The 22,967-nt window shown below is 72.2% G+C and carries 15 protein-coding genes; 5 read left to right on the top strand and 10 right to left on the bottom strand.

Annotated features, from left to right (window positions below; all coding sequences use genetic code 11):
• Positions 1-211: 211 nt before the first annotated feature.
• The gene (locus C8054_RS02700; protein WP_158273786.1) at positions 212-1,408 is read left to right on the top strand and encodes an MFS transporter; all 1,197 of its coding nucleotides are present in this window, start codon (positions 212-214) and stop codon (positions 1,406-1,408) included.
• Between the two features lie 84 nt (positions 1,409-1,492).
• Entirely contained in the window at positions 1,493-2,548 is a 1,056-nt protein-coding gene (locus C8054_RS02695) for a thioesterase domain-containing protein (RefSeq protein ID WP_107155070.1), read from the top strand.
• A gap of 76 nt (positions 2,549-2,624) precedes the next feature.
• Here the strand turns inward: C8054_RS02695 and C8054_RS02690 are convergent, their stop codons facing one another.
• Positions 2,625-3,164: a copper resistance CopC family protein gene (locus C8054_RS02690; protein ID WP_107155069.1), complete on the bottom strand. Its 540-nt coding sequence runs from the start codon at positions 3,162-3,164 to the stop codon at positions 2,625-2,627.
• Positions 3,161-3,634 carry a hypothetical protein gene (locus C8054_RS02685; protein ID WP_233219456.1) on the bottom strand — a complete coding sequence of 158 codons (474 nt, stop codon included), beginning with the start codon at positions 3,632-3,634 and terminating at the stop codon, positions 3,161-3,163. The genes C8054_RS02690 and C8054_RS02685 overlap by 4 nt, the downstream gene beginning before the upstream one ends.
• 253 nt (positions 3,635-3,887) lie before the next feature.
• On the opposite strand from C8054_RS02685, the gene C8054_RS02680 reads away from it, so the two are divergent.
• Positions 3,888-5,240, top strand: a complete 1,353-nt coding sequence (locus tag C8054_RS02680; protein WP_107155067.1) for a squalene monooxygenase — start codon at positions 3,888-3,890, stop codon at positions 5,238-5,240.
• A gap of 73 nt (positions 5,241-5,313) precedes the next feature.
• Here C8054_RS02680 and C8054_RS02675 read toward each other — a convergent pair whose 3' ends face one another.
• The 8 genes from C8054_RS02675 to C8054_RS02640 all read right to left on the bottom strand — a co-directional run bounded on the left by C8054_RS02675 (position 5,314) and on the right by C8054_RS02640 (position 18,613).
• A complete protein-coding gene (locus C8054_RS02675) occupies positions 5,314-6,162 on the bottom strand; it encodes a maleylpyruvate isomerase N-terminal domain-containing protein (protein ID WP_107155066.1) in 849 nt (282 codons plus the stop codon).
• A 221-nt stretch (positions 6,163-6,383) separates the two neighbouring features.
• Positions 6,384-7,439: an enediyne biosynthesis protein gene (locus C8054_RS02670; RefSeq protein ID WP_107155065.1), complete on the bottom strand. Its 1,056-nt coding sequence runs from the start codon at positions 7,437-7,439 to the stop codon at positions 6,384-6,386.
• On the bottom strand, positions 7,436-9,361 hold the full coding sequence (locus C8054_RS02665; protein ID WP_107155236.1) for a CRTAC1 family protein: 1,926 nt from the start codon (positions 9,359-9,361) through the stop codon (positions 7,436-7,438). Before C8054_RS02665 ends, C8054_RS02670 begins: the two co-directional genes overlap by 4 nt.
• Before the next feature lie 139 nt (positions 9,362-9,500).
• On the bottom strand, positions 9,501-10,787 hold the full coding sequence (locus tag C8054_RS02660) for a cytochrome P450 (protein ID WP_107155235.1): 1,287 nt from the start codon (positions 10,785-10,787) through the stop codon (positions 9,501-9,503).
• 74 nt (positions 10,788-10,861) lie between these two features.
• The gene (locus C8054_RS02655; RefSeq protein ID WP_107155064.1) at positions 10,862-11,395 is read right to left on the bottom strand and encodes a flavin reductase family protein; all 534 of its coding nucleotides are present in this window, start codon (positions 11,393-11,395) and stop codon (positions 10,862-10,864) included.
• The gene (locus tag C8054_RS02650) at positions 11,392-11,832 is read right to left on the bottom strand and encodes a thioesterase family protein (protein WP_107155063.1); all 441 of its coding nucleotides are present in this window, start codon (positions 11,830-11,832) and stop codon (positions 11,392-11,394) included. Before C8054_RS02650 ends, C8054_RS02655 begins: the two co-directional genes overlap by 4 nt.
• Before the next feature lie 2 nt (positions 11,833-11,834).
• Positions 11,835-17,621, bottom strand: a complete 5,787-nt coding sequence (locus C8054_RS02645) for an SDR family NAD(P)-dependent oxidoreductase (RefSeq protein WP_107155062.1) — start codon at positions 17,619-17,621, stop codon at positions 11,835-11,837.
• On the bottom strand, positions 17,618-18,613 hold the full coding sequence (locus tag C8054_RS02640) for a DUF1702 family protein (RefSeq protein WP_107155234.1): 996 nt from the start codon (positions 18,611-18,613) through the stop codon (positions 17,618-17,620). Before C8054_RS02640 ends, C8054_RS02645 begins: the two co-directional genes overlap by 4 nt.
• 936 nt (positions 18,614-19,549) lie before the next feature.
• Between C8054_RS02640 and C8054_RS02635 the strand changes: the two genes are divergently transcribed.
• Both C8054_RS02635 and C8054_RS02630 read left to right on the top strand, forming a co-directional pair.
• Entirely contained in the window at positions 19,550-20,371 is an 822-nt protein-coding gene (locus C8054_RS02635; protein WP_107155061.1) for a helix-turn-helix domain-containing protein, read from the top strand.
• A 1,180-nt stretch (positions 20,372-21,551) separates the two neighbouring features.
• The gene (locus C8054_RS02630; RefSeq protein WP_107155060.1) at positions 21,552-22,202 is read left to right on the top strand and encodes a MerR family transcriptional regulator; all 651 of its coding nucleotides are present in this window, start codon (positions 21,552-21,554) and stop codon (positions 22,200-22,202) included.
• Positions 22,203-22,967: the final 765 nt, after the last annotated feature.

Below are 22,967 nucleotides of genomic sequence, written 5' to 3'. Positions count from 1 at the left end.
CTGTTAGAATCGCTCGCGTCAATGCGCGTGTTCAGGTGTCCCGTCCCCGGGCACAGAAAGATCAATGAGCCGGGATTCGCCATCTCGCACGCGGAACACGCAGCTCACACGGGGGAACGGCATGGCGTCACCGCAGTCCACTCTGTCCGGCGCCGGAGGCGACGGGGCGCCGCCGGGGCGCCTGGGTGTCGCGCTCGGAGCTCTCCTCCCGGTGAGCGGCCCCGCCCGCTGGCTCGCGGCCGCCCAGTTGGCCGGCAGTGTCGGCGCCGGGCTCTACCTGGCCGGAGCACCGGTCTACTTCCTCCGCGCCGGTGACCTGACCGTCGGCCAGGTGGGCGCCGGGCTCTCCGCCGCCGCCCTCGCCGGCATCGCGGCGAGCGTCCCGGCCGGCCGGTTGGCGGACCGTTACGGCGCCCGCCGGATGTCCGTCGTGTTCGTGCTGCTCCAGGCGCTGTTCGTGCTCCTGCTGTTGGCCGCCGACCGGTTCTGGCTCTTCGTGCCGCTGGTCGCGCTGGTCGCCGTCGCCGAGCAGTCCTGGGACGTCAGCCGCGACGGCATGATCGCCGCTGCGGTCACCGGAAGCGACCGGGTGCGCGTCTCGGCGTACCTGCGCAGCGTGTTCAACGCCGGCTTCGCGCTCGGCACGCTGGCCGCCGGCCTGGTGCTCGCCGTCGACTCGCGGGCGGCGTACCTCGGCATGCTGGCGGCCGTGGCCGCGTGCTGGGTCGCGGTCGCCGGCCTCTACCTGCTACTGCCGGCCTGGCCGCGGCCCGCCCCGACGGACGGCGCCCGGGAGCGCGTCCGACCCCTCGCCGACCTGCCTTACCTGCTGGTGGCGCAGGTGAGCTGCCTCACCCGGATCGGCGAGACGATCCTGCTGGTCGGGCTGCCCCTGTGGATCGTCTCCGCCACCGACGCGCCCCGCCCGCTCGCGGCGTGGCTGACCGGCATCAACACCGTGCTGGTCGTGCTGCTCCAGGTCCGGGTGTCACGGGCCGGCGACACCGTTCCGTCCGCCGCCCGCCTCCAGCGGTTCGCGTTCCTGCTGCTCGCCGCCGCCTGCCCGGTGGCCGCGCTGACCGGCCGACTGCCGGCGGCACCCGCGATCGCGGTGCTGGTGCTGGTCGCGGTCCTGCTGACCTTCGCCGAACTCGGCGGTGAGACGGCGCGGTGGACCATGCAGTTCGGCCTCGCCCCGGAGCGCGCGCAGGCCCGCTACGCCGGGGTGTTCCGGCTCGGTCAGGCGGTCCCGGCGGTGGCGGGCCCGGCCCTGGTGACCGGCCTGACCGGCGGTCTGGGCGCCGCCGGCTGGCTGGTTCTCGCCCTGATCCCGCTGGCCGGCGCCGCGCTCAGCGGCCCGGTCGTGGCCTGGGCCCGCCGCACCCGCCCGGAGCCGGCCCCCTCCTGACCCGTCGGGCCGTGTCGCGCGGCCCGGCCCCAGCAACGCGGACCTCCCGTCCGCGCCAGTCGACCGCCAACGGGGGACACCGGAATGACACAGACGACCACGGCCGTCCGGGACGGCCGACCACGGGACGCCATCGAACTGGTGCTGCTGCGCATCTGGCGCGACCACCTGCGCAACCCCGCCCTCGGCGTCGACGACGACTACTTCTCCCACGGCGGCACGTCCCTCCAGGCGGTGCGCACCCTGTCGGAGATCCGACGACGCACCGGGGTGTCCCTGCCGCTGCCCGTGATGGCGCGGGCCAGCAGCGTCACCGCGATGGCCCGGCTGCTGCGCGACGGGTTCACGGACACGCCCACCCCCGTCGTGCCGATCCGGCCCGGGAAGCCCGGCGGCCCGGTGGTCGCCTGTGTGCACCCGCTCGGCGGCAGCGTCCTGTGGTACAGGCACCTCGCCGACGCGCTGCCACCGGACCACGCCTGCCTCGGGTTGCAGGCACGGGCCCTCGACCCGCGGATGCAGCCGGATCACACCATCGGCGAGATGGCCGCCGCCTACCGCGCGGAACTGGCCCGCACCTACCGCCCGGAGCAACTCGTCCTGGTCGGCTACTCGTTCGGCGGGCTGGTCGCGTACGAGATGGCGAGCCGGATGGCGGACGACGGCGAGCGACCCGCCGCGGTGGTGCTGCTGGACACCGCCGTGACCCGCCGCGCGCAACCACCGGCCTCCCGCGCCCGGCTGCTCTGGTCCCTGGTCAACCACAATCTCGGTCTCGACCTGCCGGCGGACGAGCTGGCCGGGCTCTCCCCCGAGGCGATGTGCACGCGCATCCTCGACGAGGGGACCGCCCGGGGCGTTCTGCCGCCCGGCTTCGGCACCGAACGGCTGCGCCGCCTCGTGGAGATCTATCCCATCAACGCCGAGGCGGAACGCGTCTACCGGCTGCCGTCCTACCCCGGGTCGGTGGAGCTGGTCCGCCCGCAGGAGCCCCGCGTGGACGAGGAGAGCCTGGAGATCTGGGCGGAACGGTGCCGGGGCGGCGTGCGCGTGCACCGGGTGCCCGGTTCCCACCTGGATCTGCTCGCCCCGGCCCACGCCCCGGCGGTCGCCGAGGTGATCGCCGGGCTGGGAGCCTGACCGGCCGCCGTCCCGGGACCGCCCGGCCCGGGGACCGCCCGACCCGAGGGCCGGGCGGCGCCGCCGGGTGGTCGGGTCAGCGCACCCGTGGCCGGAGCAGCAGGACCGACACCAGGCCGGCCACCAGCACCAGATCGATGAGGACGAGCACGAGGGTGCTGGTGTCCCGCTCCAGGTGGTGTTCGTGCGCTGGGGCGGCGGCCTCGACCGGTCCCGTGGGGGTCCCGGTCCCCTGGCCGACGGTGAAGGTGACGATCCCCGCGACGGGCGTGCCGTCGTCGAGTTCGACGTGGTAGCCGATCTGGTAGGGGCCGGGCCGGCCGGCCGAGACCGGGACGCTGATCCGGTTGTCGTTCAGCACCGGATCGCCACTGGAGACCTTGTCCCCGCCGGGGCCGATCACCGTGAGGTGCATGGCGCGCGGGTGCGGGGCGGTGTCGAACCGCAGCGCCACCCGGGTGGGCGAGACGGCGACCGACGCGCCGTCGGCGGGCTCGACCGCCTCCAGTTGGGCCGGCGCCGCCCGGCCGAAGACGAGGTAGACCACCAGCAGCGCCAGCCCGACGCCGGCAGCGCCGAGGAGCAGCCGGCGACGGGTCGCAGACACGGAGGTCATGCCGGCAGTGGACGGCAGCTGCAGATCATGTTCCGCGACTCGGCCCGCGACGGCCGCAGGTGGTAGTACATGGCGACGACCATCGGCAGGAACACCACCGTGTTGTAGAACAGGTGCAGTTCGACGCGGGGCAGCACCAGCTGCAGGATGCTGGTCGGCACCGTACGACCGGCCAGGAAGTGCCCGCTCTGCGCCTGGACCAGCAGCAGGAAGTGCTCGATGTGGTGCCAGAACTGGATGGCGAGCGCGACCGTCCACCAGGTCCGGCTGCGGCCGACGAACCCGGGGCGCAGCAGGAACAGGAAGACCAGCATCACGATCGCGTAGCCGTAGTGCAGCCATTCGGACTTGATGAGCCACGGGAACGGCATCCCGAGCACGCCGCGCGCCTGCGGGGGCGTCCAGCCCAGCACCCAGATCTGGTACGCCTGGGTGAGGTGCTCGGCCCAGTGCGCGAGGACGATGACCATGAACACGGAGAGAGCGGCTCGGTGATGGCGGCCGTTGAGCCCCCAGGGGCGGCCGGTTCTGGTGGCCGGCGATGACTCCACGAGGTTGGACACGGCGACTCCCAATGTCAACTGACACGAATTGCTCCATTGTGTAACAGCGCCGCCACGGATGGCTATCTTCCAATGTGCTGCCTTGCCTCTGGGCGCGCGCCGCCGAGGTGCGCACGTCGAGAGGCGAGGCACCCGCCCGGTCCGGCCTAGCATTCCGGTCATGGTCTCCGCAGGCGACGCCGTGGTGCTCGGCGGCAGCATGGCCGGCCTGATCGCCGCCCGGGTGCTGAGCGAGGCGTACGACACCGTCACCGTCGTCGACCGCGACCCGCTGCCCGAGACGGCGGCGGCCCGGCGCGGGGTGCCGCAGTCCCGCCAACTGCACGTGCTGCTGGCGCGCGGCCGACGGGCCCTCGACGAGCTCTTCCCAGGGCTCAGCGACGAACTGTCCGCCGCCGGCGCGCCCCTTGTCGACCTGCACGATCAGGTGCACTGGTGCAACGACGGCCACCCGATGCGGCGCGCCGCCTCGGACCTGGTCGGCGTGGGCGTCAGCCGCCCGTTGCTGGAGAGCACGGTGCGCGCCCGGGTACGGAGCCTGGGCAACGTCCGGTTCTGCCCGCCCGCCGAGGCCACCGCGCTGCTGAGCACCGAGGACCGCAGCCGGATCATCGGGGTGCTCGTGACGCCGCGCGTCGGGGCCGCGTACCCGATCCACGCCGACCTGGTGGTCGACGCCTGCGGCCGGGCCTCCCGCAGCCCGGTGTGGCTGGCCGAACTCGGCTACCCCACCCCGCCGGAGCAGCGGGTCCCGGTGGACGTCACCTACGTCACCCGCGTCTACCAGCGCGAACCCCGGCATCTCGACGGACTGCTCGGCGCGCTGACCAACGCCGTGCCGGGTCGCCCCCGTACCGGCATCGTCGCCGCGCAGGAGGACGGCCGGTTCGCGGTGGCGCTCAGCGGGATGCTCGGTGAGCGGCCGCCGTCGGACCACGAGGGTTTCACCCGGTTCGCCGAGTCACTGGGCATGCCGGTGATCAGCCGCTTCGTGCGCGACGCCGTCCCGGTGGGCGGCCCGGCCCAGATGCGCTATCCGGCGAGCGTGCGCCGACGCTACGAGCGGCTGCGCCGCTTCCCGCTCGGCTACCTGGTGGTCGGCGACGCCGTGTGCAGCTTCAATCCGGTGTACGGCCAGGGCATGACGGTCGCCGCCACCGAGGGCCTGCTGCTCCGTTCGCTCCTGTCCGGTGGCCCGGACCGGCTGGCCCGGCGCTTCTTCCGCGGCGCGGGCAGGCTGATCGACGGCCCGTGGTCCATCGCGGTCGGCACGGACCTGCGGTTCCCGCAGGTGCCGGGCCCGCGCTCGGCGCGGGTCCGGCTGGTCAACTGGTACGTGCACCGGCTGCACGCGGCGGCCCGGACCGACGCGGTGCTGGGCGAGGCGTTCCTGCGCGTGCTCAACCTGGTGGACCCGCCGACCCGGCTGCTCCGACCCGCGATCGCGCGTCGGGTCCTGCGTGGTGGCGGCGCCGACCCGGTGCCGTCGGCGGGTGTCGCGGGCGGCCGGTGACCATCACGGGGTCACCGGGCTCGTCACGGCGTCGACACCCCGCGCCGCCCGGTCACCGGCGGCCCGCGCACCGTCAGCTCGGGCAGCGGACCTTGCGCATGAACGCGAGCATCAGCCACGGCCTGGGGCCGCCGACCCGGACGCCGCGGGAGAGCATCGCCCGCACGGGTGAGACCCGGCCGAAGAGCATCAGGTTGAGGACCACCGGGTCGTAGCTGACCCGGACGTCCGGTCGGGTGCCCGGTTCGGCGACGCTCACCACGTTCCGGTCGAGCAGCAGGGTCACCGGGCGCGCGTGCCGCGACTCGAAGGCGACCGCCACGCGCACGTCGGGCAGCGGTTTCGGGGTGTCGAGCAGGTGACCGTACCCGTCGCGGACCAGCCCGACGAAGAAGACCTCGAAGAACGCCGCCGCCTCGCCGGGTGGGATCTCGTGCGGGAGACCGGCGGCCCGGGCGATGTCCCAGCCGTGGATGTTGAACTCGTTGACGATGTGGGCGAACAGCCCCGCCATGGTGAGCGTCGAACCGCCCAGCCAGGGCAGCGGCGCCGACGGGTCGACGTCGCTCGTGGCGTCGAGCATCGCCGCGCAGTTCGCGCGGATCCGGGCCGCCAGCGCCGCCGGGTCACGCTCCTCGCACAGGCGCATCACCTCGACGTTGAGGAGGCTGAGATCGTCGACGTTGGTGCGCTGCCACTGCTCGTGGAGGCCGGGGTGCGGAAACGCCGGTTCGGGGTAGGCGCGGGTGATGACGGCGTCGAGGTCGGTCACCGTGACCAGGTGGACCGCGGTGTCGACGACCGACCACTCCCGGGTTGCCCGCACGTCCGCCGGGGCCTTCTCGACCAGGGCGGCGAACCGCTCGCCGGCGGCGTTGACGTCGTCGCGGATCGACTTCCACTGCTGGGTGGACACTTCCATGCCGGTGCCTCCGTCCGGTTGTCGCGCATCGGGGGAAGCCCGTGGTGACCGAACATCACGGGTACCCAGAGTGCACAGTAGACGGCGGAGGGCACATCCGGGGGGAAGCTGTCCGCAATGCGCCGGCTGACACCTGTCGGTGAAACGACCGGACCGCCCTCCCCCCGCGGTGCCCCGCAGGGGTGGAGGACGGTCCGGTCGGTGTCGTGCCGGGTGGCGGGTCAGCGGGCGATCGGCAGTTCGACCGCCGCGGGCGGCGGCACCGGCTGCACCGGGGTGCGCTCGCCACGCCGCTCCATCAGCCACTTGACCCACCAGAACAGGCCCCGGGCCAGGCAGACGATGGTGACCGCGAAGAACAACGTGTAGACCACGTTGAAGACCATCAGAAGGCCGTACACCATGGCCACCGAGGAGCCGAACATGAACTGGTTCCGCGCCTTCGACGGCGTGGTGCCCGGGTCGGTGATCATGTAGTTGGTGAACAGCACGAACGCCACCCCGGTCATGATGCTCAGCGCCGACCAGAGCTGCACGTCCCAGACGTAGTGCCGGATCAGCGCCTGGATGACGAAGCCACCGACCCAGCCCACGATCAGCGCGACCTTCTTGGTGAGCATCGCGTTGAGAATGGTGCCGGCGGTGAGGACCACCATCGGGATGAACATCCGGAACACGTCCGGCACGTTCTCCGTGAAGTGGTACGGCGGAGCCACGTTGACCCACGAGAACGTGAGCAGCGCGATCGTGATGCCGAAGTTCGACGGGTTCATGAAGTGCCGCATGCGCCCGTTGATCGGCGCCTGCAGCACCGCCTTCTGGCCGATGGCCACCACCACCGCGAAGGCGATCGGCCAGAACATGTCGTTGGCGTAGAGCAGCATGTTCACCGCGAGCGCGGTGATGTGGGTGGGCAGCAGGAACGTGTAGACACCCCACGCGCCGTTGCCGCTGTAGGCCGGCCGGCGGCCCAGGGACCGGGCCGCGACCGCCTCGATCACCAGCTCCACGGTGTACCCGAGCGCCAGGACGAACAGCGGCCAGGTCCAGGGCTGCTCGAACCCGAGGATCGTGTAACCGAGGATGTTGAGGATGGACATCGAGATGGCGAAGTTGCGCAGGGCGAGGTAGCGCGGGTCACGCTTGTCCACCCGGGGTACGGGCGGCGGGGTGTCGACGCCCCGGTGGGCCCCACCCGGGCCGGCGCCGTTGCGGGCCGCGTCGGCGGCCTCGACCGTGGTGGTCGCGCCTTCCGGGGCGCGTTTGACGTCCGTCATGGCTTGGTCAGCTCCTGGGCTCGGTCGGTGAGCATGAGGTCGTGCCACCCGGCGGAGAGGGACAGCGTCTGCTGGTGCCGGGTGCCGGAGAGATCGCGCCAGCTCAGCTCGACGGTGACGGGTGCGGCGCCCTGGGCGCCCAGCCCGAAGAACACGTCGAAGCTGCGCTTGCCCGAGTGCCCGCCACCGCCGTCGAGCTGGGCGAGCTGGGTGCGGCCGTCGGCCGTGGTCACCCGCGCCTGCGCGCCGTACGCCGGGGTGCCGGCGTCGCCGGACCGGCCGGCGCCGAGCGCGGGCCGGTGCAGCCGCAGCCCGAGGAAGTTGCCGATCTCCGTCTTGGTGTTCTTGTAGAAGGCCGGTGGCCCCCACTGCCGCGCCACCGCGAAGTCCTGGCGGCCGTCGCCGTCGGTGTCTCCCACGGCGACCCCGCGCGTCGGGGTCCGGTCGGCGAGCCCGAGCTGCGGGCTCAGGTCGACGTAGCGACCGTTGTCCTCCGGTGCCCAGAACGCCAGCGCGTCGGAGCCGGCGATGTCGTCGCCCGGCTGGGCGTTGGGCCACATGTCGGGCTCGCGCAGCATCAGGTCGTTGCTGGCGGCCAGTTCCTGGAGCCAGTTGAACCGGTTGATCGTGCCCTTGACGAAGCCGCAGGACTGCACCACGACGAGCCGGCCGCTGTTGTCGAAGTCGGCCATCTTCGCGTCCCAGCCCCAGCCGACCCAGGCGAGGTTCTTCGCCGCGGCCTTGTTCTCGAAGGGCGCGATGCCCTTGCTGAGCCGGTCCCGCGCCTCCTGCGGGGTCTTCGCGGTGTTCTGCCAGACGAAGTTGCTCTCCTCCAGCCCCCACGACGCGGTGATGTTGCTGACGAAGGCGTCGAACCGGCCGCTGCCCCGCAGATCGGCGAAGTCGACGGACATCCCCTTGAACGAGTCGTGCCCGACCACCAGCGACTTCGGGTCCAGCGGGCCGCGGCGGCCCTCGGCCAGCTTGAACCTGATCCGGCCGGGTGCCGACACGTTGTGGAAGAACCGGTCGTTGCCGAAGTCGTTGGCGAGGTACAGCTCCGGCAGCAGGTCGGCGTCGAGGTCGGCGGAGGCGGAGGCGAGGGTCCACCCGGTCGCGTACCGGGGATCGATCGCGTCCTGCTCCTCGTAGGTGACACTCGGCGCGGCGCCGCCGGTGGCCCCGGTCCAGCGCAGGATGTGCGCCCCGCCCGCGTTCTGCGCGCGGGACATGGAGTGGTTCATCTGCACGTTGGGCAAGCCCTGCGGGTCGAGCACCTGCGAGTCCGGGAAGTAGTTGAAGATGCCGATGTCGGGTCGGCCGTCCCCGTCGAAGTCGGCGACTGCGGTCGCGTTGGTGTTCCAGAGCGGCCCGTGGTAGAAACCGTCGGCGGTCTGCTGCTGCGGGATCAGCTCGACGGGGTGGTACGACGCGAGGCTCAGGCCCTGCGCGTCGCCCTTCTGGAGGAACACGACGGGCGTCCGACCCCAGTAGACGACCAGCAGATCCATTCGGCCGTCGACGTTGAAGTCACCCGGCGTGCACCCCATCGGCGCGATCGCCGGGCCCATCGGCAGCGGCGCCGGGTTCAGCACGAACGGCGCATAACTGGCACCACCACCGGGTGCGGGGGTGACGACGACGCTGTCGCTGCGCGGGTCGACAAGGCAGATGTCGTTGGCTCCGCCCTGCCCGTCGAGGTCGTTGAGCGCCACTCCGGCGCCCACCGACGAGATCCAGGAACGGATGTGCTCGTACTTCGGGTTCACGGTGCGGACCGTGCGCTGCGGCAGGCCTGGCGGGAGCGCGATGGGCAGTTCGGTGAACGCGAACCGCGATGCCATCGCCTCCCGGTCCGCGGCGGACGCGGACGGCAGTCGCGAGATCGTGAACAGCCCCGCGACGAGCACCAGGACGAGCATGGCGGGAATGAGCCGGCGCAGCGGACCCACTGGTTTCGGTGGCAACGGTCCCCCTCGGGGTGACGCCCGCCCCGGCGAGGGCGGGCTCCTGTGTGGTGCGGTCATGGGTGACGGCGGTCGGCGGTCACCCGGTTGTCGTTCAGCCGGCCGGGCTGACGGTCATCGGCATGCCACCGCGCATCCGCAGCGACAACATCGGCTCCGGTACGACGTCGTGCGTGGCGACCTTCGTGAGCCTCAGCTCCCGGGCCAGCATCGAGAGGACGAATGCGGCTTCCATCAGGCCGAGGTGGTTGCCGACGCAGAACCGCGGTCCCGCGCCGAACGGGATGTAGGCGTACCGCGGGCGGTCGGTGACCCGGTCCGGGTCGAAGCGCTCCGGATCGAACTCCTCCGGGCGGTCCCAGAAGGCCCGATGCCGGTGCAGCGTGTAGGGGCAGATCAGCACGTCGACGCCGGCCGGCACGTGGTGCCCGCCGACCACGTCGTCGGCGAGCGCCTTGCGCGGCAGGATCCACACCGGCGGGTACAGCCGTACGACCTCGTCGATGACCATCGCGGTGTACCGCAGCCGGCCCAGGTCGTCGAAGGTCGGCAGCCGGTCGCCGAGCACCGTGAGCGCCTCCTCCCGCAGCCGGTGGCGCACGTCGGGATGCCTGTCGATCAGGTAGAGCGCCCAGCTCAGCGTGCTGGCCGTGGTCTCGTGCCCGGCGAGCAGCAGCGTCACGAGTTCGTCCCGCAGCCGCTGCCGGCCGACCCCGGGGTCGGCCTCGGCCCGGGCGGACACGATGAGCCGCGACAGCACGTCGTCGCGGTCGCCGGAGTGGCCCCCGCGCTCGTCGACGAGCTGGTCGACGATCGTCTGCAGGCGGCGGCGGGCGCGCCGGAACCGCAGCTGACGCGGCAGCGGCACCCAGGGCGGCACGGCACTCAACGTCGCGAGCTCGAACATGGCCTGGTCCTGCACCGCGGTGAAGTCGCGGCCGATGGACGGGAACCGACCGAGGTCGGTGTCGAGCAGGGTACGCCCGAGCACGCCGAGCGTCAGGCTCGTCATCTCGTGGAACACGTTCACCGGGCCCGCCCGGCCGAGTGTCCGCAGCCGGGCGACGAGCGCCGCCGCCTCCTCGGCGACGATGCCGGCCTGCGCGGCGATGCGCCGGCTCTGGAACGCCGGCTGCACCACCTTGCGCTGTTCGCGCCACAGCTCGCCCTCGCTGGTGAGCAGTCCGTCGCCGAGCGCCCGGCGGGCGTGCACCAGGCCGATGCCCTTGTGGTAGTTGGCCGCGTTGTCGGCGAGCACGTGCTTGGCGTGGCCGGGGTGGTTGAAGAAGTAGAGCGTCTTCGGTCCGACCGGCAGCCGTGCGGCGTCGCCGTAGCGGGCCGCCGTGGAGGTCATCATGCCGAGGCGGTCGCGGTTCATCATGATCAGCAGGTTGACGGCGGCGGTACGCGACGGCCCGTTCAGTGACGACGACGCCGCCGGGCGGACTGCCGCGGTCACGACGTCACCACCGCGGACGGCGCCATCTCGAGCCGGCGGAACCGGCCACCGAGGAAGACCAGGGCGTCGCCGTCGCCGTACCGGCGCATGCCCCGCGGACGACCCAGGAAGATCGTGTGGTCTCCCCCGTCGTACGACCGCCAGAGCTCGCACTCGAAGTGGGCGACGGCCCCGGCGAGCAACGGCGCGTCCGTCCGCCCACCGGGCCGCCAGTCGGCGAACTCGAACTGCTCCTGTCCCAGCGGCCGGCGCCGGTCCGCGTAGTAGCGCGCCACCGCCTCCTGGTCGGGGGCCAGCACGGAGATGCCGAACGTGCCGGCGCGGCTGAGCGCCTGGTGCATGAGCGCGTCCCGGTCGACACAGACCAGCACCAGCGGTGGGTCGAGCGACACGGCGCTGAACGAGTTCGCGGTCATGGCGTGCGGCTCGTCCCCACCGACACTGACCACCGTGACGCCGGTGGCGAAGGTTCCGTAGACGCGGCGCAGGTGCGCCGAGTCGGTCACCTCTTCGGTGTCGAAGGTCGTCATCGCCGGAGCCCGACGGCGAGGTACGGCTCCAGGGCGTCCTCGAGCGCCTCCGGCACCCGGGTGGGCACGGTCCGGTTGTTCGGGCCCCGCATGCAGGCGACGCGCTGGATCCCCCGGGCGGCGAGGGTCTCACCGTCCGGGCCGAGGCGCACGTAGTCGAAGCCGAACTCGAGTTGCGTCTGCGCCCGCTCGATCAGCCGCATCCGGACGGCGATCTCGTCGAACGCGGTGAGTTCGGAGAAGAACTCGCACTCGACCTTGAGCGTGAAGAGCTTGAGGTCGGCCTGCAGGTCGGCGAGGACGGCCGGCGCCCGGTCCTTGAGGAACATCTCCCGGCACCGGCCCTGCCACCGCAGGTAGTTGACGTAGTAGACGTTGCCGACGATGTTCGTCTCCTCGAACCCGACGGTGTGCCTCAGCTCGTAGTAGCTCTCCATGCTCATCCCCTCGCACCAGCCAGAACAGTGATGACGACTTGCCCCTCGCCGCCGCGCAGACTGGTGACGAAGGAGGCGGCCCGGGCGCCGCCGGCGCCGAAGAGCACCCAGCCGGGACGCTCCCCACCGGCCAGGACGAGCGGTCCGTGCATCGGCAGTCCGGCCTTCTGCATCGCCTCCACCGCGGTCCAGACGCGGGTCGCGGCGATGTCCGGGGTCTCGCCCGGCCGGCCGGCCAGCAGCTCCGCCAGCCCGGCGTGCGGGCCGAGCAGCCCCTGCCACTCCTCCGGGCTGCGCGGCGCCACGCTCTCGACGTCGCAGCCGAGCAGACCCTCCGCGGCGACGGCCAGGGTGATCCCGGCGCCGTGCGCGATCGAGACGGTGCGGTCCCCGGCGACCTCGGGTCCGCCGTCGGGCCGGTACGTGACCTCGACCGGCCGCCCGAACGCGTGCCCGGCGGCGACCGCGCTGGTCCGGCGACGCGCGGCGGTCCGCTCGGCCGGGTCCGCCGGCGCCGGCCCGTCGGGCTCGATCGCCACCGCCACGCCCGGCATCCCCAGGTCGCCGAGTTCGCGCTCCAGGAAGGAGCCGAGCAGCGGAGCCACCCACGGGCCGCTGCCGTCCTGTTTACGGACCGCGCGCAGCCGCAGCCCCTCCCAGCGCTCGACGGTCACCCCGGCCTCGTCGCGCAGGGCGATGTCGTAGACGTACGTGTCGCCGTCGCGCTCCCGTTCGGTGGCGCAGTAGCGCAGCTCGCCGGCGGTGAAGAGCCTGGCCCCGCCGGGATGGATCCGTGCCACGCCGGCGGGCAGGAGCGTGGCGTGCGGCACGCAGACCTGGTTGCCGTGCATGAGCGCGTCGCGGACGCCCGGGTCACCCAGCAGCAGCGTCGGGGAGACGTACGGGGCGAACCAGGTGGTCGATTCGTCGGCCGCCACGATCGCGTCGACGTGGCGGGCGGCGGCCCGGTGGTACTGCCGGAGCCGCTGGAACCGGGCGCCCTGGAAGAGGATCACGCCGTACAGGTCGTCGGAGGGCGTGATCGAGGCCGGGGCCAGCCCCTCCGACACCTGGTCCGGAGGACCCTCGGGGGCGGTGTCGCCACCGAGGCGCAGCCGCGCGGTGAAGTGGTCGGCGTTGAAGCCGGTCTCCTCGCTGCGGATCGCGACCTCGATGGTGTCGTCGTCCGTCACCAGGGCGGCCACCTGGATCTTCGTGTGCCCGTGCGGCGAGACGATGATGGGCCGCAGGAACTCCGCCCGTTCGATGACCGGGACGACGTCCTCGCCCGAGACGGCCGCGGCCACCTGCGCCATGGCCTCCATCCCGAACACCGCGGGGAACAGCAGGTTGCCGTCGAGATCGTGGTCCGCGAGGTAGCGGTCGGTGCCGACGTTCAGCTCCGTCTCCACCACCATCTCGACCTGGTGGTAGCGGATCAGCACGCGGTCGACGAACCGCAGCAACGGCAACGACGGCTGGTCGTACCGGACCGTGTGGACGCTCTCGGTGCGGCCACTGATCACCACCACGACCGGCGCCGCGGTGTCCGAGACCAGACGCCGCAGGATCGCGATGCCCTGGGTGGGGGTGATGGGCGTGACGCCCTCCCGGCTGAGCGACTCGACCACCGACAGCCGCTCGCCCATGCCGACGCCCGACCAGACCGACCACTCCAGGCACCGGGTGCGGCACTCGGGGTACGCCCGGGCGAACGCCTTGGTCTCCTCGGCCAGCCAGTCGTTCGCGGTGGCGTAGTGCGCCTCGCCCCGCAGCCCCGCCCGGCCGATGATGCTGCCGAGCGTCACGAGCAACCGGAGCCGGGACGGGTCGACGGAGTCGAGCACCGCCCGCAGGCCGTCGGTCTTCGGTGCCAGGGCGGCGCGGAACGCGGCCGGGTCCAGGCTCGCCAGTGCGGCCGGTTCGTTGCGGCCCGCGCCGTGCAGGACCGCGGTGACCGGTCCGAGCTCGGCGGACAGGTCCCGCACCGCCTGGCGTACGGCAGCGGCGTCGGTGACGTCGGCGCGGGCGTACCGCACGGTGACACCGGCTTCCGCGATCCGGGCCAGGTTGGCCGCCAGCTCGCTGTCCTGGGCGGGGTCGGAGCGGCCCAGCACGGCCAGGCTGGCACCGCTGTCGCTGGCGAGGGCGAGGGCACACTCGGCGGTGATGCCCTTGCCGCCGCCGGTGACCAGCAGCACGTCGTCCGCGCCGAGCGGGGCCTCCGGCGTCTCCGGGCGTACCGGCATCGCGCGCAGCGTCGGGACGCGCCGCACCCCGTCGTCGTAGTGCACCTCGGTGAAGGAGGTCGTCGCGGCGACCTCCTTGACCACCAGCTCGATCGCGTCCTCGGCGGCGGCGGGCAGGTGCACGACGGTGACCGGCACGGACGGCGCCTCGAGGTGCAGCGTCCGGGCGATCGCCGCCGCGCCGCGGCCGTGTCCGACCAGGACGAAGCGGGTGTTGCCGGCGGCGAGCGCCTGCTGGGCGCCCCGGAGAGCCGGTGCCAACTGCTCCTCGGCGCAGTCGGGCGGCAGGCAGACCAGGACGCCGCCACCGAGGCCGGACCGTTCGAGCGTGCTCGCGAGCTCCGCGGCGAACGGGTGGTCCGGGTCGGCGTGCAGGTGCCACGGACCGTTCTTGGCGGTGGCGTCGACGGGTGCCGCCGGCAGCGGCACCTCGTCGAGGTCGACCCGCCAGGGCCGGGCCCAGGCGGCCACCCCGGCCACCACCGGCGTGGCGACGGCATCGCTGTCCCGGGCCGTCTGCGCGAGGGTCTCCATCGTCTCGGCGAGCTCGCGGATGGTGGCGGTGGCGAAGTTGATCGGCATCTGGGCCGGCGGCACGTCCAGGCGCTTGGCGAGCTGGTTCACCACCTGGCCGACCGTGATGGAGCTGAGGTGCAGGTCGTCGAGCAACCGGCTGTCCGGTCCGACCAGTTCCAGCGGCAGTTCGGCGCGGTCCGCCGTGAGCCGCCGCAGCAGGTCCTGGGTGGATTCCCCGGTTGGCCCGCCGGAGTCGGCGACGACGGCCGGCGTCGTCACGGCGGGCCCACGCTCGATCGCCGTGCCGAGCTCCGGCGCCTGCTCGCAGGGGCTGGTCAGGAAGGAGAACGTCGCGCCGACCTCCAGCGGTCGCACGAGCCGGCCGTCGAACAGCGCCGCCGGGGCGGGGGCCGCGCCGGTGACGTACGCGGCGCCGGCGACCCGGAGCAGACTCGCGAGCGATTCGCTGTCGGTGTCCAGCGCGACCACGGGAACGTCCGTGACGGTGCCGGCCAGCCCGGTGAGGACCCGACCGGGCCCCACCTCGACGAACAGGTCGGTGTTCTTGGCGGCCAGCGCGACGGCCTGGTTGAACAGGACGGGGTCGGTGATCTGGCGGCGGAGCAGGGCACCCACGTCGGTCCCGTCGGGCAGCACGTCACCGGTGACGGTGGAGACGACCCGGGCCCCGACCCGGTGGAAGGTCTCGTCCGCGAGGGCGTCGGCGAAGGCGTCCGCGGCCGGCGCCACCAGCGGGGAGTGGAACGCGTGCGAGACCCGCAGCCGGGTGGCGCTCAGCCCGGCTGCCCGGGCGTTGCGGCAGACCGCCTCGACCGCGTCGACCGATCCGGAGACGACTGTGTGCTGGGGCCCGTTGTAGGCGGACACGACCACCGGCAGGTCCGCGATGATCGCGTCGAGCGCCTCGGGAGGCGCCCCGATGTCGGCCATCGTGCCGGCCTGGCTGTGCCCGGCCATGGTCCGGCCCCGCAGGTCGGCGACCCGCAGCAGGGTGTCCTCGGTCATGGCGCCGGCCCACTGCAGGGCCACGATCTCGCCGAGGCTGTGCCCGATCGCGGTCGACGCCTCGATGCCGAGCAACGCCAGGGCGTGCTGTCCGGCGACGGACCCGGTGACGATGCGTGGCTGCGCGACCTCGGTCGCGACGACGTCGCTGCCGGTCGGCAACGCGGCGCGCAGGTAGACGTCCTCGACCTCGGCGAACCGCCGCCGAAGCGCGCCGCCGCTGACGCCGCGTCCGGAGCCCTGCCCCGGGAAGAGGAAGCTGATCCGGGCCGGGCCGCTGACGTGTCCGAGCAGGAAACGGCCGTCCGGACGGATCAGCGTCGCCTCGCCGGACTCGACGGCTTCGCGGGCCGCGGTCAGCAGCCGCTCGGCCTCCTCCGGTGACGAGGCGACGATCGCCGCCCGGAACGGCCGGCCCCGCAGGTCGCGGTGCAGCGTCGCGGCGAGGTCGCCGAGCTCCGCGTACGAGATCGCCGGCACGAAGGCGCTCAGCTCGGCGAGCCGGGCGGCCAGGTCCTCCGCCGAGGCGGCGTCGACCAGCAGCAGCTCGGCGTCCTGGACCGAGGCGGCGAGGGTACGCACCCGGCGGTCCGGCACCGGCCGGCGCGGCCCGTGGCGTTCGAGCACGACATGCGTGTTGATGCCCCCGAAGCCCATCGCGGTGATGCCGGCCCGCACCTCCACCCCGGCCGGCCACGGCTCGGCCTTGCGCAGCGTGCGCAGCCGGGCCCCGTCGGCGGTGAGGATGTCGTGCGGGTCGACGGAACCGACGCTCGGGGGAAGCACCTCGTGGTGCACGGCCATCGCGGCGCGGATGAACCCGGCCACCCCGGCGGCGGCCTTGGTGTGCCCGATCATGCCCTTGACCGAGCCGATCACGGCCGCCGGCGCCTCGGGGTTCGCCGCCTCCCGGGCGCTGGACAGCGCCGTCAGCTCGGTGGCGTCCCCGACCTTCGTGCCGGTGCCGTGTCCCTCGAAGAGCCCCACGGTGTCGACGCCGAAGCCGGCCCGGGTGTACGCGCGGCGCAGCGCGAGCCGGTAGCCGTCGACCTCGGGCCGCGTGATGCCACCGTGACCGTCGGAGGAGATTCCCCACCCGGCGACCGAGGCGTAGATACGGTGACCGGCCTCGACGGCCCGGTCGGTGCGCATCAGGACCACCATGCCGCAGCCCTCACCGGGCCAGAACCCGTTGGAGGCACGGTCGTAGACCCGCATCTCACCGGTGGCCAGCGCGCCGGTCTTGGCGAAGCCGATGACCTCGAACGGGTCGATGGACAGGTCGACACCGCCGGCGACCGCGACGTCCAGGTCTCCGTCGAGCAGCGCCCGGCACGCGGTCACCACGGACAGCAGCGACGAGGAGCAGGCGCCGTCGACGGTGTAGCCGCCGCCCTTGAGGTCGAAGTAGTTGCAGATGCGGCCGGCGATCGTGTTCGACAGCGCACCCGCCAGGGTGTCCTCGTCGAGCGGCGGGAACGGGCTCTTGTACGCCGTCTCGTAGCTGGCGAGGAAGGTGGACAGCTGCTCGTCGTCCCAGCCCTCGGCGCGCAGCGCCGCCGCCACGGTCCGCCGCACGTACGGCCAACGCAGCCGCATCTGGTTGGCTCGGGAGAACTCACCGGTCAGGGTGTTTCCCACGATCACCCCCGTCCGCTCCTGCGGCAGGCCCTCACCCATGGGGAACCCGGCGTCGGCCAACGCCGTCGCGGCGGTGTCCAGGGCCAGCCAGTGCGTCAGATCGGTGGACCGGTAGGTGCTGCCGGCAACCTTGTAGGCGACCCGGTCGAACTCGTAGCCCTCGAGGACGGCGGCGGTGCGCGCGTAGAAGCGGTCCGGGGCGGCCGGGTCCGCGTCCCAGTAGTCGTCATGGTTCATCCGGGCGTCGGGGAGCCGCCGGAACGCCCGGCGACCCGCGATGGCGTTCTCCCACAGCTCCTGCGGCGAACGCGCGTCGGGGTAGCGGCACGCCATCCCGACCACGGCAATACTGGTCATTGCTCACTCGGCTTTCGTGTCGCTACCAACGGAACGAAGGCGCTCCTGATGCGTTGGCGCCAGACTTCGTAGGCGGGCAGGACGTCGTCATCGGGCAGCCCGACCCGCGCCTCATCGGTCACTTGTGTCGCCTCGCCCACCGACATCCCACAGAGCACGCCGGTGGCCAGTTCGTTGTGCGGCAGCACCAGGCCGGCACGTTGGCGTGCCGCGGCACCGAACGCCGCGCCCTGCGCGAGCTCCAACCGGTACGCCCCCACGGTCTGGGCGAGCCAGGTCAGTTCCCGCTCACTTGCGCCGCCGGCGTAACAGACGGCGAGCCCGGCGCCGGCGTACAGGTCCGGACGGCGGTGCGCGGGGAACGCGTCGAGGAGCCGGACGAGCTGCCCGGCATCCGTCCCGGCCACGAACCAGCAGGCCCGTCCGATGCCCTGGTCGATCGCCCGTAGGGAGTAGTCCCGGGAGTAGTCCCGGGGACCGTCGGTCGGCCACGGAAAGGCCGACGGAGCGTCCTGTCGATGAACGTACCGGTCGGTCTTGAAGTAGGCCTGGTGGAACCCGTACCCGTCGAGGACGAGCCAGCGCAGCAGGGCGTCCGGGGCGTGCAGGCGCGACCACAACGGACGCGGCAGGCGGGCCATCGCCCAGCCCACCCCGACGTACGCCATGTAGACGTGCTCGTCATGGTCGGCGAGGAACCGCGCGACGTGCCGGGACCTCCCGGGCATGGCATCGCGGATCGCGAAGGCCATCGCGGCGCCCTCGTACGCGAAGCCCCGGTACCCGGCCGGCGTCGCCTCGACCGCGGGCGCCGCCTGCGGCGGACCGTCCGCCTCCGCGGCGGCCGCGAACCCGTGCAGGAACGAACTGCCGACCGTTTCGAGGCGGTCACGGGCCTGCTCGTCCTTGAGGTGAAATCCACGCGTAGCGATTCTCGTCTGCCCCACATCGGGGGTCAGAATGCGGCGTCGAAGCTTGCTCCAAGCAGTCATCGTCTTCTCCGGTCTGCCCACTGAGGCCTCATTGTTACGCATCCTCGGGCAGAAAATTCTCCTGCATTGCGGTCGTTCGAAATTGCCACGAAGAGCGCACCAGCTAACCGTAAAAATCGGCTCCGAGCACCGCGAAAATGGAAAGTGGAGAGTGGAAATCACCATTTTCCGCTGATCAACGCAGCGCAGGAGCTGGATGCGGAGGTCCTGTCGATACCGCGATGGCTACCATCGATCCTCACCCGGAAATGACCTCCGGACCCCGGCAAAGGAGCGTGCCGTGGATTCCGACGAGGCGGCGGATCACCTCATGTGCACGACGGCTCCGGAGGGACCCACCATCGCGACCTGTCCCGGAATGGACTTTCCGCAAACCTACGCAGCGGTCGGTGGACCGTCATCTTCAGCCTTGCCGACCCGATGACCCCATAAAACCGGGGGTGACCAGCACGGAAAGCCGCGACAGGCAGCGACAACGGGTCGGAATCACGCACCGGGCAGATCCGGCAATTCCTCACATCCGCAACCCGACAAGGCGGCATCAGTGCGGCGCTTCGGGGGGAAATGGACCTGCCGGATTCTAGCGACTGGAGATTCATACTATCAGCACCGGAGTGTGCTGCTATCCGCCCAGCCACCATCCGCCAAAACCACGCTGACGTGCGAAGACAGCACTTCTTACGCGAGCTCGATTGCGCTCCGTGTTGGAGTCGTCATTGATGGTGTTGCCATCGCTCGATGGCTCCGCTAACCTCGACGCCAGCAATACCCGCCGATCACGGGAGGCGAGAAGAGACCATTAGCCGACACTGCCATGAATCCTTACCGCCGAGACAACCGTCAATCTATCGACACACCTAGCAGACCGGAGCCACGAGAGCCGTCCGCTATGCAGTGTTAACACGACGACATTTGCCGGTCATTGGGGGAATCGCTGTGGACGACGCAATCGAGAAGGCTGTGCAGCGGGCCATCGCCGCCATGCACGAGAAGCTCGGAGAGCAACTCACGGTCGACGACATGGCCCGCGCCGCCATGTTCAGCAAGTTCCACTTCACCAGGGTCTTCCAGCAAGCCACCGGCGTGACGCCGGGCCGCTTCCTGTCCGCCCTTCGCCTGCAGCGCGCCAAGCGCCTGCTCGTCTCCACCTCATTGAAAGTCGCCGACATCAGCATGCGGGTGGGATACAACAGCGTCGGCACTTTCAGCTCCCGATTCACCCGGAGCGTGGGAATGCCACCGACGACCTACCGCCGGCTGGCCGGCTTCGCCACGCAGATCGCGACCGACCCCGACTACCGGATGGGGCACCCGCACAACGCCCGCGTGCACGGTCGCGCCTGGGCGCCCGAATCGCATGCGGACAGCCCGGTCTTCCTGGCCCTGTTCCCGGACCGCATCCCGGAAGGGCAACCGGTCCGCTGCACGGTCCTGCCGCGTCCGGGCCCGTACCAGCTCGACTACGTACCGCCGGGCAACTGGTTCGTCCTCGCCCAGTCGATCACCGGGGAACCGGACGCCGACGTGGACGCCGACGACGGCGACCGGACCGTCTGCGTCGCCACCTCCGGGCCCCTGCAGATACGGGGCGATGGCGTCGTGCACGCCGACGTCGACCTGCAGCCGGCCCGCGCGATGGACCCCCCGGTACTGCTGGCACTGCTCGACCAGCGCAAGCTCGCGCTGGCCCGGATGGCCGACGAGCGGGTGGGAGTGTCGTCGATCGGCGCCGCGGCGGCGGGCCGCTCCGCCGCGTGAGCGGGCCGACCTGACCCGACCCCTGACGAGGTCAACGGTCAGGCCGGTCAGCGCTACCATTGCCGCCTCCGAGTGCTCGGCGGGCAGCCCAGCCGTGTCGCACCGTCGTCGCGAACGCCGAGCGCCCGGGCCAGGTGCGGCTCGACCCCAGGGCCTGCTGGAGGGCCGGGCGCCGCAGCACCGTCAGGCCGCCGGCCGAGCTGGTCCCCGGCACGAGGGCTGCGGCGTCCCGCCGAGTGGACAGTCGGTGCCCATCCTGCGCGGTACGTGTCCGCGCAGGATGGGTGGATGTTCGCCGCCGACACGGCGGAGGCGACCGCTCCTCGGCAAGCCGGTTCACCCCGCCGGTCGCCACGAGCGGCTCGCGCATCGGCATCCAGCACGCGGGCGAACATCAGTGGCGCGGGTGAGTGCGGCAGCGTGGACGGGCAGGCAGCAACGACGGAGGTGCACCCGACCGGGTCCTCCCAGACGATTGAGCCGCGACTGCCTGAGCCATGCCGACAGGGAGGTGACGCGGTGGCACCCGACTACCCGAACGGTGAGCGGACGATGGCGCTGGAGGCATTCGCGGACACCATCACTCCCGGTTCGAGGCGGTAGCCCGGCGACGCGTCTGTCGCCGGGGCCCTGGCCGGCGGCGGGGCCGCGACGGGCGGTGCGGTCGACCTGCTGCGGGAGCCGGCCGGGCCGCGGTCGGCACCCGCGAACGTCCGCGACATGGCCTGGACCGGAGTGTCCGATCAGGATGATGTGTCACCGGGTCAGGTGCCGCCCGGATGGACCGCGGTCTCGCAGCGGTCGGCGACGGTCGAAACCGCCCGGGCCGCACTCACCGCCGCACGGCGAATCGAGAGGCGACAATACCTCGGCACCGTGGCCGGGAATCGATCCGAGGAGTGCCATGCCCCGCCGACCGGCTCACCGCCGTCCGTGATCCGTCCTTGCCGTGCCGTGTCTGGCGAACTTCCTCATCCCGCTGGACACGACGGCCGCCAACACCGCGGCACCGCACATCGTGGCGGCACTGCACACGTCGGCGTCCCCCACACGGTGCCGCCCACGGACAACATTGCATCCCGCGCAGGGGGGATTGCGCAGAGTGCAACATCGAAGGTGACTAACATGTACCCCGACCCGTACACTGAGCTGGTCGGTGCTATCGACAGCGGGGAGCCTGATGCGCATCTCAGATCTTAGCAGGCAGACAGGCGTCCCAATCGCAACGATAAAGTTCTACCTCCGGGAGCGCCTGCTTCCTCCGGGCACCCCGACCGGCCGTAACCAGGCGGTGTACGGCGAAGCACACCTGCGTCGACTGCGGCTCATCCGGGCACTGACCAACATCGGTCAGCTCGAACTCACCTCGGTGCGGGAGCTGCTGACCGCGATCGAGAACGACAAGGTGCCGCTACCCGCGCTGTACGCGCTCGTCGACCGCGCGTTGTTTCCGCAGGAGCCGGCGCTGCACAGCGTGGAGGGCGCGAAACAGGTACGGGCCGACGTCGACCGTTTCGTCGAGGACCTCGGCTGGTCCCTCGACATGGACGCGCCCGGCCGGGACCGGCTCGCGCTCGTGATCCTCACCCTGAAGCGGCTGGGCTGCGAGTGCGGAATGGAGTATTTCACCCCCTACGCGGTGGCGGCCGAGAAGCTCGCGGTGCAGGATCTGGACCTGCTGCCCGCCGACGGCGTGGGCGCCGACCGGGCCGCCCTGGTGGTGCGGGGAGTCCTGCTCGACGTGGCGCTGTCGGCGTTGCGACGGATGGCTCAGGAGCACCACGCGAGACTGCGCTTCGGCGCGACGCAGGCCGACGCACGGCCCGCGTAGCGACGGCCTGCGTCACGCAGGTCAGCCGCGCCCTGGTGCCAACCGCCCGGCCGACGCACCGGGCCGGCGGGCCACGGCGGCGGCCATCCACCTCGACGGATGCGAGCTCGCACGATCGTCACCCACACCGGCGCGATGAAGGTGCACCCGGTCGAGCGGCGATCGAGCTGACGCGGTACAGGTGGGTCCTCCCGAAGCGGGTCGACCCGGCCACCACGGCGCTCCGGCAGCGGCCGGCCGCCGACGCGTGTGACGGTCTGGACGAGTCGACGCTGGCCAGACCCCTCACCGGGTGAACCCGCAGCCGTCGCCCCGTGCCCTATCACCCGGGCTCGACGTGTGCGGCGGCCGTTCGACGACCAGGACGCGGTGCTCGCACCGGTCGAGGCACTGCTCGGCCTCGCGCTCGCCGCGCACCCGAACGGCGCGCCCCTCCGTTGTCGACTCTCGGCGACATCGCCTGGAGGCATTGTGGCTGGGCCGGGCCGGGCCGAGGCAGGGTCGGGCCGAGGCAGGGCGTGGCAGGTTGGTTGCCGGGCCTGCGCGGCGGCAGCTTGCCCATCGCGAGATGGTCGGCGACGGCGCTGGTGAGGCACGGGTTGCCGTGGAAACGAGGTGACGTGCGCGGCCCGGCCGGCCGCCGCCGACAGCGAATCGTTCGGGAACCGACCCCGCGCCTCGGGGCTGCCCCGCCGCGGATCCGGGTCGCGTTCGCGAAGGGCGAGGACACCGTCGTCGAAGCCGCCCGCCGCCTCTTTGCCCGCA

The organism is Micromonospora sp. RP3T (assembly GCF_003027925.1).
Taxonomy (GTDB): Bacteria; Actinomycetota; Actinomycetes; order Mycobacteriales; family Micromonosporaceae; genus Micromonospora.
Note: the sequence above shows the minus strand (reverse complement) of the source record. Positions and strands in the feature narration are given on the sequence as shown.

What these genes read in the sequence shown, in the direction of transcription:
- C8054_RS02630 (WP_107155060.1), top strand. Translation starts at nt 21,552, where the DNA reads ATGCGCATCTCAGATCTTAGCAGGCAGACAGGCGTCCCAATCGCAACG.
- C8054_RS02645 (WP_107155062.1), bottom strand. Translation starts at nt 17,621, where the DNA reads ATGACCAGTATTGCCGTGGTCGGGATGGCGTGCCGCTACCCCGACGCG.
- C8054_RS02690 (WP_107155069.1), bottom strand. Translation starts at nt 3,164, where the DNA reads ATGACCTCCGTGTCTGCGACCCGTCGCCGGCTGCTCCTCGGCGCTGCC.
- C8054_RS02650 (WP_107155063.1), bottom strand. Translation starts at nt 11,832, where the DNA reads ATGGAGAGCTACTACGAGCTGAGGCACACCGTCGGGTTCGAGGAGACG.
- C8054_RS02660 (WP_107155235.1), bottom strand. Translation starts at nt 10,787, where the DNA reads ATGATGAACCGCGACCGCCTCGGCATGATGACCTCCACGGCGGCCCGC.
- C8054_RS02655 (WP_107155064.1), bottom strand. Translation starts at nt 11,395, where the DNA reads ATGACGACCTTCGACACCGAAGAGGTGACCGACTCGGCGCACCTGCGC.
- C8054_RS02670 (WP_107155065.1), bottom strand. Translation starts at nt 7,439, where the DNA reads ATGACGGACGTCAAACGCGCCCCGGAAGGCGCGACCACCACGGTCGAG.
- C8054_RS02675 (WP_107155066.1), bottom strand. Translation starts at nt 6,162, where the DNA reads ATGGAAGTGTCCACCCAGCAGTGGAAGTCGATCCGCGACGACGTCAAC.
- C8054_RS02685 (WP_233219456.1), bottom strand. Translation starts at nt 3,634, where the DNA reads ATGGTCATCGTCCTCGCGCACTGGGCCGAGCACCTCACCCAGGCGTAC.
- C8054_RS02695 (WP_107155070.1), top strand. Translation starts at nt 1,493, where the DNA reads ATGACACAGACGACCACGGCCGTCCGGGACGGCCGACCACGGGACGCC.
- C8054_RS02665 (WP_107155236.1), bottom strand. Translation starts at nt 9,361, where the DNA reads ATGCTCGTCCTGGTGCTCGTCGCGGGGCTGTTCACGATCTCGCGACTG.
- C8054_RS02640 (WP_107155234.1), bottom strand. Translation starts at nt 18,613, where the DNA reads ATGACTGCTTGGAGCAAGCTTCGACGCCGCATTCTGACCCCCGATGTG.
- C8054_RS02680 (WP_107155067.1), top strand. Translation starts at nt 3,888, where the DNA reads ATGGTCTCCGCAGGCGACGCCGTGGTGCTCGGCGGCAGCATGGCCGGC.